Below are 18378 nucleotides of genomic sequence, written 5' to 3' on the forward strand. Positions count from 1 at the left end.
CAGTGCGTCGACGCGAGCCCGACCAGCGCTTTGCGGCTTCTGGGGCAAAGTTCTGTCAAAATCAGGTCTATAAAGGATTTATGAGGTTAAGGCCTCGGTGTATTAGTATTGGTCAGCTCAAAGGGCGTTACCCTCTTACACTCCCAACCTATCTAACCGGTCGTCTGCCGGACACCTTACTTGCTTATGCAATGAGGTATCTCATCTTGAGGCCGGCTTCCCGCTTAGATGCCTTCAGCGGTTATCCGATCCGAACATGGCTACCCAGCTTTTACTCCTGGCGGAATAACTGGTTCACTAGCGGTCCGTCCATCCCGGTCCTCTCGTACTAGGGACAGTTCCTCTCAAATACCTTGCGCCCACAGTGGATAGGGACCGAACTGTCTCACGACGTTCTGAACCCAGCTCACGTACCGCTTTAATGGGCGAACAGACCAACCCTTGGGACCTGCTTCAGCCCCAGGATGCGATGAGCCGACATCGAGGTGCCAAACGCCGCCGTCGATAGGAACTCTCGGGCGGCATCAGCCTGTTATCCCCGGGGTAGCTTTTATCCGATGAGCGATGGCCTTTCCACTCAGGACCACCGGATCACTAGGACCAACTTTCGTTTCTGATCGACCTGTCAGTCTCACAGTTAAGCCACCTTATACCCTTACGCTCTTTGTGTGTTTTCCATTCACACTGAGGTGACCTTCGCGCGCCTCCGTTACTCTTTGGGAGGCGACCGCCCCAGTCAAACTGCCCGCCTGACAATGTCCCGCATCATGCTTCAATGCTTGCGGTTAGAATCCCAGCACAATAAGGGTGGTATTCCAACGGTGTCTCCATAAAGACTGACGTCCTTATTTCACTGACTCCCACCTATCCTATACATACTATACCGAAATTCAATATCAAGTTACAGTAAAGCTCCACGGGGTCTTTCCGTCCTACTGCGGGTAACTGGCGTCTTTACCAGTACCACAATTTCACCGGGTCCACTGTCGAGACAGCGCTCAGATCGTTACACCTTTCGTGCAGGTCGGAACTTACCCGACAAGGAATTTCGCTACCTTAGGACCGTTATAGTTACGGCCGCCGTTTACTGGGGCTTCAGTTCAAGGCTTCGACTTGCGTCTAACTTCTCCCTTTAACCTTCCAGCACCGGGCAGGTGTCAGACCCTATACTTCGGCTTGCGCCTTGAGCAGAGTCCTGTGTTTTAGTTAAACAGTCGCCTGAGCCTGGTTTCTGCGAACCAAAGATGCTTATTACGTATAGTATTGACATCTCCAGCCACTCCTTCTCCCGAAGTTACGGAGTCAACTTGCAGAGTTCCTTAACAATGGTTATCCCGTTCACCTTAGCCTTCTAAGCCAACCCACCTGTGTCGGTTTTGAGTACGGGTTCGATAGTTCTCCATAGTGGCTTTTCTCGGCAGCCGAGCATTTGCACCTTCTCGAATCAGATTCTTCCACGTCAGTTCTCGGCCTTTAGAAAAAAGGGATTTGCCTCTTTTTTCAGCCTACGACTTTGTACCGGGATTTCCATCACCCGGCGTGCATAGCTTTCTGCGTCACCACTTCTGTCAAACGAGCTACCGAAGGGCGGGATTGTCTACCCGCTGTCCATCGACTACGCCTTTCGGCCTCGCCTTAGGTCCCGCCTAACCCTGGGTGGATGAACCTTCCCCAGGAATCCTTGGGTTTTCGGTGAGTGTGTTTTTCGCACACTTTTCGCTACTCATGCCGTCATTCTCACTTCTTTATTGTCCACAGTGCCTTACAGCACTGCTTCGTCCTATAAAGAACGCTCCCCTACCAGTCAATAGATATCTCCATTGAATCCGAAGCTTCGGCGCCATGCTTAGCCCCCCACATTTTTGGCGCAGGGACGCTCGACCAGTGAGCTGTTACGCACTCTTTCAAGGGTGGCTGCTTCTGAGCCAACCTCCTGGCTGTCTGGGCATCCCCACATCCTTGTAACACTTAGCATGGGCTTTGGGACCTTAGCTGTCGGGCTGGGCTGTTTCCCTTTCGACTACGGATCTTCGCACTCGCAGTCTCACTCCCAATCTTGATCTGCAGGTATTCTGAGTTTGATTAAGCTCGGCAGGCAGTGCTGCCCCCTTACCTATTCAGTGCTTTACCCCCTGCAGTCTGTCGATTGAGGCTGCACCTCAATGCATTTCGGGGAGAACCAGCTATCACCATACTCGATTAGCTTTTCACTCCTATCCACACCTCATCCAGGCCTTTTTCAACAGGCTGTGGTTCGATCCTCCAACCGGTGTTACCCGGTCTTCAATCTGGACATGGATAGATCGTATGGCTTCGGGTCTATAGCACGCGACTTGCGCCCTGTTCAGACTCGCTTTCGCTGCAGCTGCAAACCTTGTAGTTTTTAACTTTGCCACGTACTATAACTCGACGGCTCATTTTCCAAGAGGCACGAGGTCACATCCGAAGATGCTCCCTCTGCTTGTTAGCACGAGGTTTCAGGTCTGTTTCACTCCCCGCCAGGGGTGCTTTTCACCTTTCCCTCTCGGTACTGTTTCTCTATCGGTCGCTGAATGTGTTTAGCCTTGGACCGTGGTCGGCCCGGATTCGTACGGAATTTCACGTGCTCCGTATTACTTGGGTGTCTGTCTAAGAGGCCTTTTTATTTCACTTACGAGGCTTTCACTCTCTGTGGCTCGATTTTCCAACTCGATTCGGTTATAAAACGGCTTTGTAACTCTTTCGGAGTTCTGCAGGACTCCGCGACAGGTCCCTCTACCCCATTTACACAACGCCTGCAGGCTTGGCATGTATATGGTTTGGGCTGTGCCCCTTTCGCTCACCACTACTTGGGGTATCTCTTACGATTTCTTTTCCTCCGGGTACTGAGATGTTTCACTTCCCCGGGTTGCCGCCTATTGGATAGGCTCACAGGTTACTCTGTGAAGGTTGCCCCATTCAGAGATCCGCGGATCACGGGATGCTTGCTCCTCCCCGCGGCTTTTCGCAGCTTGCTGCGTCTTTCTTCGGCATTCAGCGCCAAGGCATTCCCCTCGTGCTATGTTGTACCTTAACCTCATAAATCCTTTATTGACCTTGTATTGTCCTTGCGGTTTTGAAGGTCTTTTTGTCATGGTTCTTTTGAACAAAAAGAATGAGAAAGCAAAAGGTCATTGGGTCCTGTCGAGTCGTCTCAAAAGGGCACTTTGTTGTTTTAGCTGTCGCTTTTAAGCGACTGCTCCTTAGAAAGGAGGTGATCCAGCCGCACCTTCCGGTACGGCTACCTTGTTACGACTTCACCCCCCTTACTCGGCGCACCTTAGACGCTTCTTTCCCTTACGGGTTAAGCCTGCGGCTTCGGGTGCCCCCAACTCGGGTGGTGTGACGGGCGGTGTGTACAAGGCCCGGGAACGTATTCACCGCAGCTTGGCTGATCTGCGATTACTAGCGATTCCGGCTTCATGCAGTCGGGTTTCAGACTGCAATCCGAACTGGGAACGGCTTTCAAGGATTCGCCAACTATCGCTAGTAAGCTGCCTTTTGTGCCGTCCATTGTAGCACGTGTGTCGCCCTGGGCATAAAGGCCATGATGACTTGACGTCATCCCCACCTTCCTCCGCCTTGTCGGCGGCAGTCTCGCCAGAGTGCTCAACTTCACTTGTTAGCAACTGGCTATAGGGGTTGCGCTCGTTGCGGGACTTAACCCAACATCTCACGACACGAGCTGACGACAGCCATGCAGCACCTGTTCTACTTCCCCAGCAAGCTGGGGTCCCTTCCCTTTCAGGTCAGTACCGGTAGTATGTCAAACCCAGGTAAGGTTCTTCGGTTTGCATCGAATTAAACCACGTGCTCCACCGCTTGTGCGGGCCCCCGTCAATTCCTTTGAGTTTCAGTCTTGCGACCGTAGTCCCCAGGCGGGATACTTAACGCGTTAACTACGGCACGGATGAACTGCTTCACCCACACCCACGTATCCATCGTTTACGGTCCAGGACTACCGGGGTAGTCTAATACCCGTTCGCTGCCCTGGCTTTCGCACATGAGCGTCAGTTGTGTGCCAGGAAGCCGCCTTCGCCACTGGTGTTCCTCCCGGATATCTACGCATTTCACCGCTACACCGGGAATTCCACTTCCCTCTCACATACTCTAGACCCGCAGTTATCTATCGTAGAACGAAGGTTGAGCCTCCGCCTTTGACGACAGACTTACAGGTCCGCCTGCGTGCGCTTTACGCCCAGTAATTCCGAACAACGCTCGCCCCCTACGTATTACCGCGGCTGCTGGCACGTAGTTTGCCGGGGCTTCCTCGTGTGGTACCGTCATTATCTTCCCACACAACAGAGTTTTACATCCCGAGGGATTTCTTCACTCACGCGGCGTCGCTGGGTCAGGGTTTCCCCCATTGCCCAATATTCCCCACTGCTGCCTCCCGTAGGAGTCTGGACCGTGTCTCAGTTCCAGTGTGGCCGATCGACCTCTCAGTCCGGCTATCCGTCTTGGCCTGGGTGGGCCGTTACCCCACCTACTAGCTGATAGAACGCGAGTCTCTCGTGTACCGGATCGCTCCTTTTACCCGAAGGCTTATGGGGTATTAGCAGACGTTTCCACCTGTTGTCCCCCTGTACTCGACAAGTCCTCACGCGTTACTCACCCGTCCGCCACTAAAACCATATTAAAGCAAGCTCCTCTATGGTCTTCGTTCGACTTGCATGTGTTAGGCACGCCGCCAGCGTTCGTCCTGAGCCAGGATCAAACTCTCCGTTTGATTCCTGACGTGTCGCTTTCGCTGACTTTTTTCTTGACCGGCTCGCGCCGGCCCGGAATTCTCTTTTTCAGCGGCTCCCGCGTTTTCGCGCTTTTGCGATCTCGCTTCCGGTGCCGCCTCAAGGACCACACACCTTCTCCAATTCTTTCCGCGTCTCCGCGTCTGAACCGGGTTACGATGTATGTTGCTTTTGCTTTCTCGTTATTCTTTTTGTCATGGTGCCTGCCGCGCCGCCGGGGTTAAAAAAAGCTGCCCGTCGCGGGCGCAACGGGAGCAAGTATATTATGCCCGGCCCTTTTCGTCAACCCCCGCGACGGCTTTTTTCGCAAGGACACACGGACTCGTGTCTTCGCCTCCATTCTTTCTTTTCTCTGTCATTCCGGATTTTCTGACTGGATTTTTTTTGAAACCGCAATTCTTTTAATTTCTGTCGAAAGACAAAAAATGCGGGGAAGGCGTACCTTCCCCGCTGCGTTAGAGCGATCTGTCGTTCGCGGCTAGTAGCCGCTCTTGTCCGTATGGCGCTGGAGCATCGCCATGTTGTTGTTCACTTTTTTGAGGTAGTTGTGCGCGATGCCGCCGTAGTAGCGGTTGAGGGCATTCTGTACGGTCCCGTAAGCGCTCATGTAGCGCGAGAGTATGAGGACTCCGGCTTCCACGCCGCGCTCGGGATCGAACATGTGGTCGCGGGTCGGGGCGATGCCCTTCGCGCGGAGCATTCCGTTATGCACCTTCCACATGACCTGCATGACGCCCAGCGCTCCCGCCTTGCTCTGCGCCGACGGGTTGAAGCGGCTCTCGGCCTTTGCGATGCTGACGACGAGGTCCGAGGGGACGTTGTATTTGACGCTGTAGAATACCAGCGCGCAGGCCTCTCTCCAAGCGGTTTTTGCCGGGATTTGGGGGTTTACCTTTCTTATGAAGGCTGCTACGTTCGCAACTTTTTTCTGTTTCGCGGGCGCGAGCGTGCCCAGTTTGTTGAGCGTGCTTAGCGGGTGCTCGTCCTGCCAGACTCCTATATGCTGTTCGGTAAGTCCCTGGTGTTTCAGCGCGGCATAGATGGATCTGTCGAACGGAGCCGGATCTTTATCCTGCGTGATCTCTTTCGGGCTTTTGCCAGTCTCGGTCTGTGCGGTATAGATAACGGAGGTTTTGCTCTCCGTCATTACGACATTCTCTGTTAGAGCGGTTTCACTGACTGTTGTGATTACGGTGCCGTCCGAGAGGGTGCTATGTGTTTTCGGTGATGATTCCGTACTGCTCATTCCGGCCGCCGGGTGCATTATTACCGAAACGAGGAGCAGGAGCATCACTGCGATTTGCGACAAGTGGAGATGCCGCTTTTTCATTATTTTTCGCATATTGACCTCCTTGCGAGTTTGGAAACGCAGAAAACCCCTTTCAGAAAATCTACATTTTAAATTTTCTGAATTGTGCTGTCCGCGGGCACTCTTAACGCATGAAATATGATAACGGCAAGAGTCAATAAGTCAAGCTCAAAACGACAAATACCGTGCTTTCTAATGTTACATGAGGGCACGGCTTTTCAAAAAAGGCTTATATTAGAAGCAAAATATCTGTTTAGTAAAGATTCATCGAGTATCAGCCTTGATTTTTATTGCAGGCGAGCAGCAAAATGCCGCAAAAAAGTATACCTACGCCAAGCGAACCGATCCATGAGAGACGTTCCCCCAGCAGCACGGCCGACAGGAACCAGGCGGTGAGGGGTTCGGAGAGCGAGAGTGTGTAGACGGTCCCAAGCGCGATGTTTTGAATGCCGATCGTAAATAATGTATATGGGATGATGGTGCTGAGAAAGGTGAGCAATCCCATGCAGGCGGCTCCGCGCGGTTCGAGCATCCAGCCGATGTCCCCCGCAAGGAGCCACGGCAGCGCCATGAGGCCGCTGACGGCGCTGACGACGGCGATTACGTCGTATGGGTCTCTCTTTATGAGGCGGAGTCCGACTCCTTCGAGCGCGTAGGAGAGGGCCGCGCCGAAGGCGAGAAATACGCCGAGGGCGGATACTGAGAGGGCGCCGCGGTTGCCCCCCAGCACGAGCATAACGCATCCCGCGACCGCGAGTACGGTGGCGGCATACCAGCGCCAAGGCAAGCGTTCCCCGAAGAGGACCCGTCCGAAGATCCCCGCGACGGGCGGGGCGCTGCCGATCGCCACCATTGTACCGACGGCGACTCCGGTCAAGCGCACGGCGGAGAAGAAGGTAAGCTGATAGGCGGCAAGTCCCGCCGCGGCAAGCAGCACGCCCTTCACGCTCCATTCGCCGCGGAGGAGCCCGCCCCGTTTTTTTATCAGCATGTATATAAAAAGGATGATGCCCGCAACGGCGACGCGCGCCGCGCCGATGGACAGCGAGGAGGCGCCCTCCGGCGCGAAGGCCTGTATCGTTCCCGTCGTGCCCCAGCACATTCCCGCCCCGATCACGCACAGGGTCCCTTTCAAAGTGCTCTTTGATATCTTCATGCTCTGTCTCCGCATTCCTTTCAGCAGCGGCAGCTTGCGCACGCCGTCGTGCGGCTGACCGAATGGCCGATGTCGGGGATGAGCTCCCATATTATTTCGCGTTTGTCGCGCACCGCCGCCAGCGCCTCCTCCGAGAGCGTCCAGATATCGAGGGGCTGAACTCCCGACGCGATCTGCGCTCCGAAGCGCGCAAGTCTCGCGGCGCTCTCTTTTGCCCGCGCCTCGCTATCGGAGACGAGCAGCAGCTGGCAGATGCTGTCCTGTTCCTGCGTGTCTATATCAAAAAACCCGGGCAGCATGACGCGGCGCTGAAACATGACCCACCGCCGGAACCTGCCGATCTCGCGCAGCTCGTCCTCTTCGCGGCCGCTGTCAAAGACGAACAGGAAGCGGTCGGTATTTATCAGCCGCAGAGGATCGTTAGGATGGCCTTTGAAGTTCTCATATTGGAGATAGTCGTAGCGGCAGACGTAGAGGATGTCAGGGGTAAAAATCTCCGTCAGTCCGGCTTTTTCCGCCAGCCAGGCGCCGGCCTTTTCCGCGTCCGCCGCCATTCCCGCGCCGCGCCCGCGAAGTCCGATGAGGGGAAATTTTTCCTCCATCTCCAGCTCCGCCTCGCCATTCATGTAGGGCCAGGCCAGTTCGTCCTTATTAACGGCGAACAGCTCTTCGTCACGAGCCTTCGGAAATATTTCCAGCGCCGGCGAGGTATAGTATTGTTTTATGCCCCAGCGCTGAAGGTGGGCGGCGTTGAGAAGTTTCAGGAAGCCGCCCGCCCTTGCCGAACGGACGCGGTCGGCGGGAGCTTCTCCCGGTTTTTCTTCGATAAAGTTTTCCAGCGCGATACGCCTGAATTCGGCGACGCCCGTTTCGCTGAGCGAATAGACGCCGTCCTCCGGCACTATCAGCCCCTCTTCAACGAGCCTTTCCAGCGCGGCCATGTCCACGCCCTCTTTGACGAGCATTTCTCTTGTCCAGCAGGGATAGAGGGAGTCGAAGAGGGTAATGAGCATCATATTGTCTATCATGAGGGTAAATGCCTCCTTTTTCCGTTTATTGTCATACCATGATATTATCTATCTCCGTTTTCATAAAGCGACAATAATTAACAGCGGCTGTGAGAAACTTTCACAGCCGCGCGCTATGCGGTCAGGGAGACGGTCATTTTACATATCGGGGATCATGCGTTTCGCGTAGGAGACGAATTCGAGCGCCGCGGGGGAGGCCTTTTCAAGAGAGGGGAGCGCGATGCCGAAGCTGATATGGCGCGGCGGATCGAGCGGCAGGATCGCGGCTTTGTTGAGGCGTCCTTTGGTTATCAGTTCGTTCATTATACTCATGCCGAGGCCGCATTCTATCATTGATATCGCGGCGAAGTTTTCAATGGTGGAGAAGGCGATGCTGGGGGAGATGCCGGCCTCCTCAAGGACGGCGGTCACGTCTTCGTCGCGCCCGAGCGCCGGCATGATGAATTTTTCCCCGGCGCAGCGCGAAAGCGGATACGAGGCGGCGCCGGCCAACGGGTGGTCGGGCGGCAGGACGGCCATTATCGGGTCGTCCCGCAGCGGTATCCAGTGGCACTTCATCTTGGGGCGCCAGGTGTAGAAGCACATCTCTACGCTCATTTCGTCGAGCCAGCTTTGCAACTCCTGCCGGATGCCTTCGCGTATCTGTATCGTCACACCGGGATAATCGGCGCGGAAAGCTTTGATGACATGCGGCAGCCATTGTATCGAAACGCTGGGATAGCTGCCGATCGTGATGCTGCCGCTCTTTATCCCCCTTATTTCGGCCATCCGCTGGGCAAGCCGTTCGTTGCATTTAAGGAGGTCGCGCAGATAGGGGGCCAGGCGCAGGCAGTTGTCCGTGGGAACGACGCCGCCGCTGTTTCTGATGAAGAGCGGAAAGCCAAGTTCGTTCTCTATCGTATCGATCATATGCCAGATGCCCGACGGCGTGTAGCCATAGTCCTTGGCCACCTTTGAGAGGTTGCGGTAATCTATCGCGTCAAGCAGTATTTTGCATTTTTTCAGATCCATCTACATCTCCGCCGCCCCGTTCTTCACCAGGGCAGCTTGACGACGATCTTTTTTATCCGGCACGGCCTCTCTCCCGCCTTCACCCCCGGGCGGTGGCCGTCCCACGGCGCGAGAAGCACGGCCGTTCCGCGCGCGAGCTTCAGCTCCTGTCCCTCGCCGCCGTAAAAGGCGATGTCCTCTTTTTCGTCGTACGGCGTCGTCTCCCTAAGCTCCGCGAGCGGCGCGTAACCGAGAAGTTCCTCTCCCTCAACGACGAGCTGAAGGTCCCAGTATCTCCTGTGCGCCTCGAAGGGGACCTCCGCGCGCGGCTTAGTCTCGTATTCCCCAAAGCGCAGGTCCAGCGGCGCGAAATCCATCTCCCGGAGCTCCTCAAAGCTTTTTTCACCGGCAGACGAGAGAAATTTTACAAGCTGCCCCGCGCACGGCATGTACTTCGGCAATTCGGTGATAAAACGGTCCACTGAGTCATATATCATCTCTGTCGCCCCTCTCCGCTTCCTCTATTTTATCTCTTCTATCTTAATACTGAGCTCTTCCCACTCTTCGTAGAGCCTTTTCAGCGCCTCTTCTTTTTCTTTAAGCTCGATCATCAGGCCCTGGATGCGCTGGGAGTCGGAGAGCACCTCCGGCGAGCAGAGGAGGCCGTTTATCTCATCTTTGCGCCTCTCGGCGAAGGATATCTCCCTTTCGCATATCTCGAGGCGCTCCACAAAGTCCTTCTTCGCGCGGTAGAGGCGGTTGCGCTCCTCAGCCTCGGCGCGCCGCTGCTCTTTCGTTCTCGCCTCCTGGCGGGCCTCGGCGGCCCCCGCGCGCAGTTCGGCGGCAAGTTTCTCCGCGGGGTCGACAGCAGTCACGGCGATGGGTGCGGCCTCGCGACCGCTTCTTTTTTCGATGAACCACGAGTAGTTGCCGGGATAATCATAGAGCTTTCCGTCGCGTATCTCGACGACGCGGTTCACCAGGTCGTCGAGAAAGGCGCGGTCGTGGGAGACGATCAAAATGGTGCCGCCGTACTGGAGCAGCGCCTTCTGAAAAAGCTCTTTCGTACCGTAGTCGAGGTGGTTCGTCGGCTCGTCTAGGATCAGCAGATTTGACTCGGAGAGCAGCATCTTCAGCAGGCCGAGGCGCGATTTCTCGCCGCCCGAGAGGACGGAGACGGGTTTGTGTATCTCGTCCCCCGAAAAGAGGAAGGCTCCGAGCAGATTGCGCTTCGCCCCCTCCAGCAGCTTTGAGCCGGTATTGTTGACCTCCTGCCAGATGGTGCGGCTGTAGTCAAGGTTCTGGGCGCTCTCCTGCGAGAAATAGGCCTTCTTGACGTTGAGGCCGAGCTCCGCCGTGCCGGCGGTTGGTTCTTCGCTCTGATTCAGCAGGCGCATCAGCGTCGATTTACCCGCGCCGTTGACGCCGACGAGGGCGACGCGCTCGCCGCGCTCGATGACGAGATCCACGTCCTGAAAGACTGTATGCTCTCCGTAGCGCTTCGCGAGCCCCGCGGCCTTTATCACCTCGCGGCCGCTGCGCGGGCTCTCCGGGAAATGAAAGCTCACGCTCTTCGAGGGGCCCTCAAGCTCCGTTATCTCCATCTTTTCCAACTGTTTGATGCGGCTCTGCACCTGGCGCGCCTTTGTCGCCTTATAGCGGAAGCGTTCGACGAAGCGCTGTATCTCGTCGATCTTCTCACGCTGCTGCTCCCACTCGGCCTCCAGCCGCGCGCGGCGTTCCTCGCGCTCCGTGAGAAACTTTTCATAACCGCAGGAATAAAGATTTATCCGGCCGTTCGCGAGTTCCGCCACCGATGTTACCATATTGTCGAGAAAACGCCGGTCATGCGAGACGGCGATGATCGTGCCGCGGTAGTCGCGCAGCCATGATTCGAGCCATTCCATGCTCTCGGTGTCAAGGTGGTTCGTCGGCTCGTCGAGCAGCATGATGTCCGAATGCGAAAGAAGCAGCGCGGCAAGGGCGATGCGCATCTTCCATCCTCCGGAGAATTCGGAGGTCAGCCGCGCGGCGTCGCGCTCCGGCGCGAAACCGAGCCCCTTGAGCACCTGCTTGGCCTCGACGTCAAAGCCGAAGCCGCCCTTCGATTCAAAAAGCCTCTGCAGCCGCTCATGCTCGGAAAGCAGCCCCTTCACCGACGGATCGTCTTCGGCCAGCGCCGACATCCTCTGTTCACATTCGGCGAGCCTTTGTGATATCTCCGTGAGTCCGGCCCGCCCTTTCAGGTATTCTGCGAGAGGGAGCTCCCCGATCTCCACAAGGTCTTGCGGAAGATAGCCGACGCTGTGTCCCTTCGGCATCGTAATGGTACCCTCGTAATCGGCGCTCCCCGCCAGCACGCGCAGCAGCGTCGTCTTGCCGGCGCCGTTGTCGCCGACGAGGCCGATACGGCTTTTCGGCGTGATGAACCAGTCTATGCCGCGCAGTACCTCCTGTTCGCCGAAATTTACCTTCAAATCCTTTATCTCGATCATCTTAAGATGAATTCCTCCACTTTAAATGCAATTTGTATATTATAGTTGGAACGGCCCTCAAAGAAAATAGCGGCGGACGCCCGCCTGCCAGCCTCCCGGAGAATCGTCAAATGTTCGCGCGCGCTTTGGAGAGAAACCTTATTCCGAGGACAAATCAAACCGTTTTTTTACTCTTCCGCACAAGAAAACTGTTATTAAGCATCGAAATGCTCTTGATTTTATGTTTAAGTCGTTGTATAAAGATACTAATGTGTTTGATCCCCCATTGGAAAGGGTTTTATATAATGGCAGAAGCAAAAGAGTACCAGAAAATGAAAGATATATATGGCTCGCTTGTCTTTGACCGGAAAGAGATGAAACAGCGCCTGCCGCAGGACGTCTTTGAAAACCTCGCGGGGGCGATGGAGGGCCGGCAGAAGCTCGACTCCGGCATCGCCGACACGGTGGCGCTCGCGATGAAGGACTGGGCGGTCAGCAAAGGCGCCGACCACTGGGCGCACTGGTTCCACCCGCTCACCGAGCTGACGGCGGAGAAACATACCGCCTTCCTCACCGCCGACGAAAACGGCAACCCGCTGAACTCCTTCCGCGGCAAGGACCTCATGCAGAGCGAACCCGACGCCTCCTCTTTCCCCTCCGGCGGCACCCGCAGCACCTTTGAGGCGCGCGGCTACTCCGCCTGGGATCCGACGAGCCCCGCCTTCATCATCCGCTCCCGCAAAGGCGGCACTCTCTGTATACCATCCATATTCATCGCCTACGACGGTTCGCCGCTCGACCTCAAGACCTTCCTGCTGCGTTCGATGCAGGCCGTCGAGAGCCGCGCCATGAAGATGCTCAAGCTCTTCGGCAACCGCGGCGTGCGTTACGTACACGCCACCGTCGGCGGCGAGCAGGAGTTCTTCCTTCTCGACCGCCCGCGCGCGCAAAAACGCCCCGACATCCGCTTCTGCGGCCGCACGCTCGTCGGATCGCCGCCGCCGCGCGACCAGAAGATGGAGGACCACTATTTCGGCGCGATACCGACGCGCGTACTCTCATATATGGAGGACGTGCAGCGCGACCTGGCGCGCCTCGGCGTCGACCTCGCCACCCGTCATAACGAAAACGCGCGCTGTCAGTTCGAGTTCGCTCCACAGTTCACCGAGGCGAACCTTGCCTGCGACCAGAACCAGCTCATCATGGAAACGATGCGCAAAATGGCGCGCCAGCACGAACTGCGCCTCCTCTTTCACGAGAAACCCTTCCAGGAGATGAACGGCAGCGGCAAGCACATCAACTTTTCGCTGGAGGACAGCGAGGGGCGCAACCTGCTGAAACCCTCGACAAACCACAGGAAGAACGTCATCTTCCTCTCGTTCCTCTCCGCCTTCATCCTCGGCGCGGCGAAGCATTTCGGCCTCCTGCAGGCCTCGATCTCGACGCCGGGCAACATGTACCGCCTCGGCGGCCACGAGGCCCCGCCCTACATCGTCAGCGTATACCTCGGCGAAGCCGTCGCGGGAATGCTGCGCGCGATAGACGAGGGCGTAGACGAGGGCGTGAGGCCGGCAAAGGGCACGCTCGACCTCGGGTTGCCGAAGCTGCCGGACATCGTGGCCTTTGACAGCGACCGCAACCGCACGAGCCCGCTCGCCTTCACGGGCAACAAATTTGAATTCCGCGCGCCCGGCGCTTCTCAGGCGATGGCGGTGCCGGTCATGGCGCTGCTCTCCGTCTGGGCCGCCGGCCTGGAAGAGTTCCTCTCGCTGTTCGAGGAACGCATAAACGGCGGCGAGGACCCCGTCGAAGCGGCGATAAAGACGATCCGCAAAGCCTCAGAGATGAACAGGGATATCCGCTTCGAGGGCGACGCATACACCGGCGGCTGGCACGCCGAGGCGGAACGCCGCGGCCTCGTCAAAGCCCACACCATCCCCGAGGGCATCGACCTCTTTATGGAACCCTCGACGCTGCAGATGCTGGAAGAGCTCGGCGTCTTCCACAAAAAAGAGATGGAAGCCTTCCATACGATCAAAATGGAGAGCTTCGTAAAAAACATCGAGATAGAGATGTCCGTGCTTCGCGATATGGTATGGGAGGGAATACTTCCCGCGATCTCAAAACAGCTCCTCCTTGAACGGGATTCCTTCGCCATCGCGGACGGCTTCGGCCTCCCTGGCTCCGACAGATGGAAGAGCCTCATCGTCAAGCTCGCCGAAGCCAAGATATCGCTGATTGAAAAAACGCGCGAACTCGCGGCGCTTCGTGAGAAGATGGCCGCGATGACGCCGCGCGAACACGCCGATGAAATTGTGAATTCCGCCGTCCCCCTCATGAAAGAGATCAGGAAGACGGCAGATTCGATAGAGATCTTCCTTTCCGGTGAAAACATGCCTTACCCAAATTACCGGGACCTCCTTTCACTTTCGGCCTAGTGCCGACCCACCCGCAGGCTCCCCAGCCCTTTTGGCCGGGGGGCCGTTTTTATTGCCTTTTAGTTATTAAAGTTCATATTAAATGAGCATTAATACCTAAATCAATAATAAGAGTAGTGTTAAAATGAATATTCAGAAAATAATATATTACGCCCTGTAAAAAGGGGCGCTTTGCTGTTTGATCCGGAAACCGAAAAAATAAGGGGGGCATTCCTAATGCTTAACAAAGAACCGGAACTGCAAAAGCAGTATGGATTGTTTATCAACGGAGAATGGCGGCCGGCAAGCGACGGCAAATACTTCAAGGCCCACTGTCCGGCCAATGGAAAGGTACTGGCCGAGTGCGCCGAGGCTACGCGGGAGGATGTCGACCTTGCCGTGACCACGGCGTGGGAAGCCTGGAAGAGCTGGAAAAATGTCGACCCGGCAAAGAGAGCCGACATCCTGCTCAAGATCGCCGACGTGATCGACGCCAACAAAGAACACCTCGCGATGGTGGAATCGCTGAACAACGGCAAACCGATCCGTGAGACGATGGCCATCGACATCCCCTTCTCCGCAGACCACTTCCGCTATTTCGCGGGAGCGGTGCGCACCGAAGAGGGCAGCGCGGCCATGCTCGACGAAAATACCATGTCGATAATCCTCCGCGAACCGATCGGCGTCGTCGGACAGATCGTGCCGTGGAACTTCCCCTTCCTCATGGCGGCCTGGAAGCTCGCGCCGGTGCTCGCCGCCGGCTGCTGCACGGTATTCAAGCCATCGAGCCTGACGCCGCTTTCCGTGCTTGAACTCGCGCGCCTCATCAGCGGCATCCTGCCGCCGGGCGTCTTCAACGTCGTCACCGGCAAAGGCTCAAAAGCCGGACAGTTCATGCTGGAGCATGAGGGATTCAGGAAACTGGCCTTCACCGGCTCGACCGACGTCGGCGGAGACGTCGCCAAGGCGGCGGCGCACCGCCTGATCCCCTCGACGCTCGAACTGGGCGGCAAATCGGCGAACATCTACTTCCCCGACTGCAAATGGGATATGGCGATGGACGGCCTGCAGCTCGGCATCCTCTTCAACCAGGGGCAGGTCTGCTGCGCCGGCTCGCGCGTATTCGTACATGAGGACATCTACGACAAATTCGTAAAAGACGCCGTCAAAGCCTTCAACAAAATCAAAGTCGGTATGCCGTGGGAGCCGAAGAGCCAGATGGGCAGCCAGATAGACAAAAACCAGGTCAAGAAGATCCAGCAGTGCGTCGACATGGGCGTCGCGGAGGGCGCGCGTGTCGCCTGCGGCGGACACCCGCTCGCCGAGGGTGAATTTGCGCACGGCGCCTTCTATGCGCCGACCCTGCTCGTCGATGTGACAAACGACATGAAAGTGGCGCAGGAGGAGATCTTCGGCCCCGTCGCCTGCGTCATAAAATTCAAGACGGAGGAAGAGGTCGTCGCGATGGCCAACGACAACGCCTACGGCCTCGGCGGAGCGGTCTGGACGCGCGACATCAACCGCGCGATAAGGGTCTGCCGCGGCATCGAGACGGGACGCATGTGGGTCAACACCTACAATTCGATCCCCGCGGGCGCGCCCTTCGGCGGCTATAAGGCGAGCGGGATCGGACGCGAGACACACAAGGTGATCCTCGAACACTACACCCAGATGAAAAACATCATGATAAACCTCAGCGAAGCCCCGAGCGGCTTCTATCCGAAAGGATAAAAGAGCGGGACCGGAAAGCTCCGCCGGCCGTTAAGGCCGGCGGAACTTTTTTTGACCTTGAAACAGAGAAAAAGTTCTATAATAACCACCATAAAGCAAGAACATCAAAGCAAAAAGCGGGCTGGTGGAATCAATGTTTCTCACAGAGAAAGCGGCCTCCATGTCGGGGACGGTCTTTGCCTCACTAAAACACCGGGATTTCCGGATATTCTGGATCGGACAGTGCGTCTCGCTGATGGGCACCTGGATGCAGCGCACGGCGCTCGTATGGCTCGTCTACACGATCACGAACTCTCCGTTCAAAGTGGGGCTTGTCGGCGTGGCGCAGTATCTTCCGATATTACTGTTCACTCTCTTTTCCGGCGCGATCGTCGACCGTTTTTCAAAGCGCAGGCTGCTCATCGTAACACAGTCCCTGCTGATGCTACAGGCGCTCGCTCTCGCGCTGCTTACGTTTTTTCACTGCGAACAGTACTGGCTGCTGCTGTTGCTCTGCACGGCGCTGGGGCTCACGACGACCGTCGACATGCCGGCGCGCCTGTCGTTTTTCATGGACCTCGTCGGCAAGGAAGACATAATGAACGCCGTGTCGCTGAACTCGACGATAGTGAACCTGGCGCGCATAATCGGGCCGGCCGCCGCGGGAATAGTCATGGAGCTTGGCGGAGCCTCCGTCTGCTTTTTTATAAACGCGGTCAGCTTTCTCGCCGTCATTTTCAGCCTTACCCGGATCAAGACCGTTGAAAAGCCCTCCTTCCCCCGGACGCAGAACGTCGTTGCGGATGTGAAAGAGGGGCTCGATTACATCCGCGGCAGCGAGACGCTCGTCATAAACGTTATTTTTCTGGCGGTTTTATGCACCTTCGCGATGAACAGCGACGTCATCATCCCGGTCTTCGCCCGTACCGTGCTCGGAATGGGCGCAGGGGCCTATACGAGGCTCCTTTCCGCGGTCGGGCTCGGCTCGCTTATCGGTGCGGTCGTTATGGCCGGCCTCGCAAGATACGGCGTCAGAAAGTGGTTCCTTCCCGCCGCCGCGGCCGGCGAAACGATCATTCTTATCGCGATGGGCCTCTGCCGCAGCTACGGCCTTGTGCTCGTAATGGTAACGCTACTCGGGATACTGAACCTCATGTTCCTGAACAGCGGAAACTCGATCTTCCAGCTCTACGCGCCCGAGAAATACCGCGGCCGCGTCATGAGCGTCTATGCGCTTATAACGGTCGGCTCCACAACGTTCGGGAACTTTTACGCGGGCGTCGTCATGCAGGCGTTCGGCGGCTGGGCCGGCTGGCCCTTCTGCGGCATAGCGGCGGGGCTGTCGCTGTGGCTGCTTTTAAGGAAGAAGCGCGCGGTGCTGGAAAGCTGGTTCAAGCAGTCGGCATAGCGGGCTCACGGCCGCCGCCGAATATACGCGCCGCATTCCCGCCGAGCAGCTTTTCTTTATCTCCCTCCGAAAGCCTGGTTTCGCCTATAAGCTTCTCATAACGCGGAAATTTCAGGATCGGCCAGTCCGAGCCGAACATTATCTTATCGCCGGCTCCGGCTGCGAAGATCGCGTCTATTATCTGCGGCTCATAGAGCCACGGCCACGCCGCCGTGTCATAGCTCGCGTTCGCAAGCAGCAGCCGCATCTCCGGCATCGCCTCGAAGGCCCAGAGGCCGCCGCCGAAGTGCGCGAACGTCACCTTCACCATCGGAAAATTCCGGCAGAAAGCGGCCGCTTCGCGCGCGCCGTACGCGCCCTTGCCCGCATACTGGTGCCCCGCCTGCTCCGCCGTGTGTATCATAAGAGGCTTGCCGCGCTCGAGGCAGACGCCGCATATTCCGCGCAGCGCCGCCGCGTCCTGCAGGTCGAAGCCTTGGCCGTCGGGAAAAAGCTCGCCCAGCCCGGCGGCTCCGGCGTCAAAGGCGCGCTCGGCCTCCCCGGCCGCTCCTGGGCGAAGCGGCGAGACGACGGCAAGCGGAACGATGCGCCCCGGAAAGCGTTTCGCCGCCTCCAGCACATAGTCGTTCATCTCGCGGCAGAGCCCCTGGTCGCGAAAGGCGAAGGTCGTGGCGCGCGACTGCGTGATCCCGGCCTCGTCCATCGCCGCGACAAGCTCCTCCGCCGTGCCCCATTTCTGCACCTTCGACGAGGTCAGCAGCTCAAACCACGGTTCGCGCGCGGCGATCCTGTCGCGCTCTTTTTTGAGAAATTCGGGATATATGTGTACGTGCGCATCGATTATCTTCATCGCAAACAACCTCATATTAATAATAATTCACGGACTGAAACTTCGCACATCAATAATACAGCTCTAACTGTGAAAATCCAATATCAGGCCAATCTAAAATAGCGTCAGAAATATAAACCAAGGCAAACTTGCATTGTTTGTGGAAGAGAAAAAATAAACTTATCCCTCTTTTTCAATGATGGCCGAGATAAGTTCATTTTTTCTATATTTTCGTATGTTATCCTGTTCGTGGCATGAGTATCTCCTGCGGCTTTGTTTTTGTCGATAAAA

General features: G+C 56.7%; 10 protein-coding genes and 2 rRNA genes. 3 read left to right on the plus strand and 9 right to left on the minus strand.

The window, feature by feature from the left end:
* Window positions 1-82: 82 nt before the first annotated feature.
* The 8 genes from CLOEV_RS15330 to abc-f form a co-directional block, all read right to left on the minus strand.
* Window positions 83-3055 (minus strand): 23S ribosomal RNA (locus tag CLOEV_RS15330).
* Between the two features lie 170 nt (window positions 3056-3225).
* Window positions 3226-4747 (minus strand): 16S ribosomal RNA (locus CLOEV_RS15335).
* Together the 16S and 23S rRNA genes form the textbook arrangement of a ribosomal RNA operon.
* A gap of 497 nt (window positions 4748-5244) precedes the next feature.
* Window positions 5245-5913: a transglycosylase SLT domain-containing protein gene (locus CLOEV_RS15340; RefSeq protein ID WP_050805825.1), complete on the minus strand. Its 669-nt coding sequence runs from the start codon at window positions 5911-5913 to the stop codon at window positions 5245-5247.
* A gap of 436 nt (window positions 5914-6349) precedes the next feature.
* Window positions 6350-7231 (minus strand): DMT family transporter, encoded by an 882-nt coding sequence (locus tag CLOEV_RS15345; RefSeq protein WP_051485164.1) that lies wholly within the window; start codon window positions 7229-7231, stop codon window positions 6350-6352.
* Between the two features lie 20 nt (window positions 7232-7251).
* On the minus strand, window positions 7252-8259 hold the full coding sequence (locus CLOEV_RS15350; RefSeq protein ID WP_008708449.1) for a hypothetical protein: 1008 nt from the start codon (window positions 8257-8259) through the stop codon (window positions 7252-7254).
* Window positions 8260-8397: 138 nt separating this feature from the next.
* On the minus strand, window positions 8398-9270 hold the full coding sequence (locus CLOEV_RS15355) for a LysR family transcriptional regulator (RefSeq protein ID WP_034444864.1): 873 nt from the start codon (window positions 9268-9270) through the stop codon (window positions 8398-8400).
* A gap of 23 nt (window positions 9271-9293) precedes the next feature.
* Window positions 9294-9746, minus strand: coding sequence for a NanQ anomerase/TabA/YiaL family protein (locus tag CLOEV_RS15360; protein ID WP_008708451.1), 453 nt, complete (start codon window positions 9744-9746; stop codon window positions 9294-9296).
* Window positions 9747-9770: 24 nt separating this feature from the next.
* On the minus strand, window positions 9771-11744 hold the full coding sequence (gene abc-f, locus CLOEV_RS15365; protein ID WP_034444867.1) for a ribosomal protection-like ABC-F family protein: 1974 nt from the start codon (window positions 11742-11744) through the stop codon (window positions 9771-9773).
* A 284-nt stretch (window positions 11745-12028) separates the two neighbouring features.
* On the opposite strand from abc-f, the gene CLOEV_RS15370 reads away from it, so the two are divergent.
* The 3 genes from CLOEV_RS15370 (at window position 12029) to CLOEV_RS15380 (ending at window position 17258) form a co-directional block, all read left to right on the plus strand.
* Window positions 12029-14161, plus strand: coding sequence for a glutamine synthetase III family protein (locus tag CLOEV_RS15370; protein ID WP_008708453.1), 2133 nt, complete (start codon window positions 12029-12031; stop codon window positions 14159-14161).
* A gap of 216 nt (window positions 14162-14377) precedes the next feature.
* Entirely contained in the window at window positions 14378-15871 is a 1494-nt protein-coding gene (locus CLOEV_RS15375) for an aldehyde dehydrogenase family protein (RefSeq protein ID WP_008708454.1), read from the plus strand.
* A 133-nt stretch (window positions 15872-16004) separates the two neighbouring features.
* The gene (locus tag CLOEV_RS15380) at window positions 16005-17258 is read left to right on the plus strand and encodes an MFS transporter (protein WP_034444870.1); all 1254 of its coding nucleotides are present in this window, start codon (window positions 16005-16007) and stop codon (window positions 17256-17258) included.
* Here the strand turns inward: CLOEV_RS15380 and CLOEV_RS15385 are convergent.
* Window positions 17242-18108 carry an amidohydrolase family protein gene (locus tag CLOEV_RS15385; RefSeq protein WP_034444872.1) on the minus strand — a complete coding sequence of 289 codons (867 nt, stop codon included), beginning with the start codon at window positions 18106-18108 and terminating at the stop codon, window positions 17242-17244. The two genes, CLOEV_RS15380 and CLOEV_RS15385, sit on opposite strands and share 17 nt — an antisense overlap.
* Window positions 18109-18378: the final 270 nt, after the last annotated feature.

It is taken from the genome of Cloacibacillus evryensis DSM 19522, assembly GCF_000585335.1.
Taxonomy (GTDB): Bacteria; Synergistota; Synergistia; order Synergistales; family Synergistaceae; genus Cloacibacillus; species Cloacibacillus evryensis.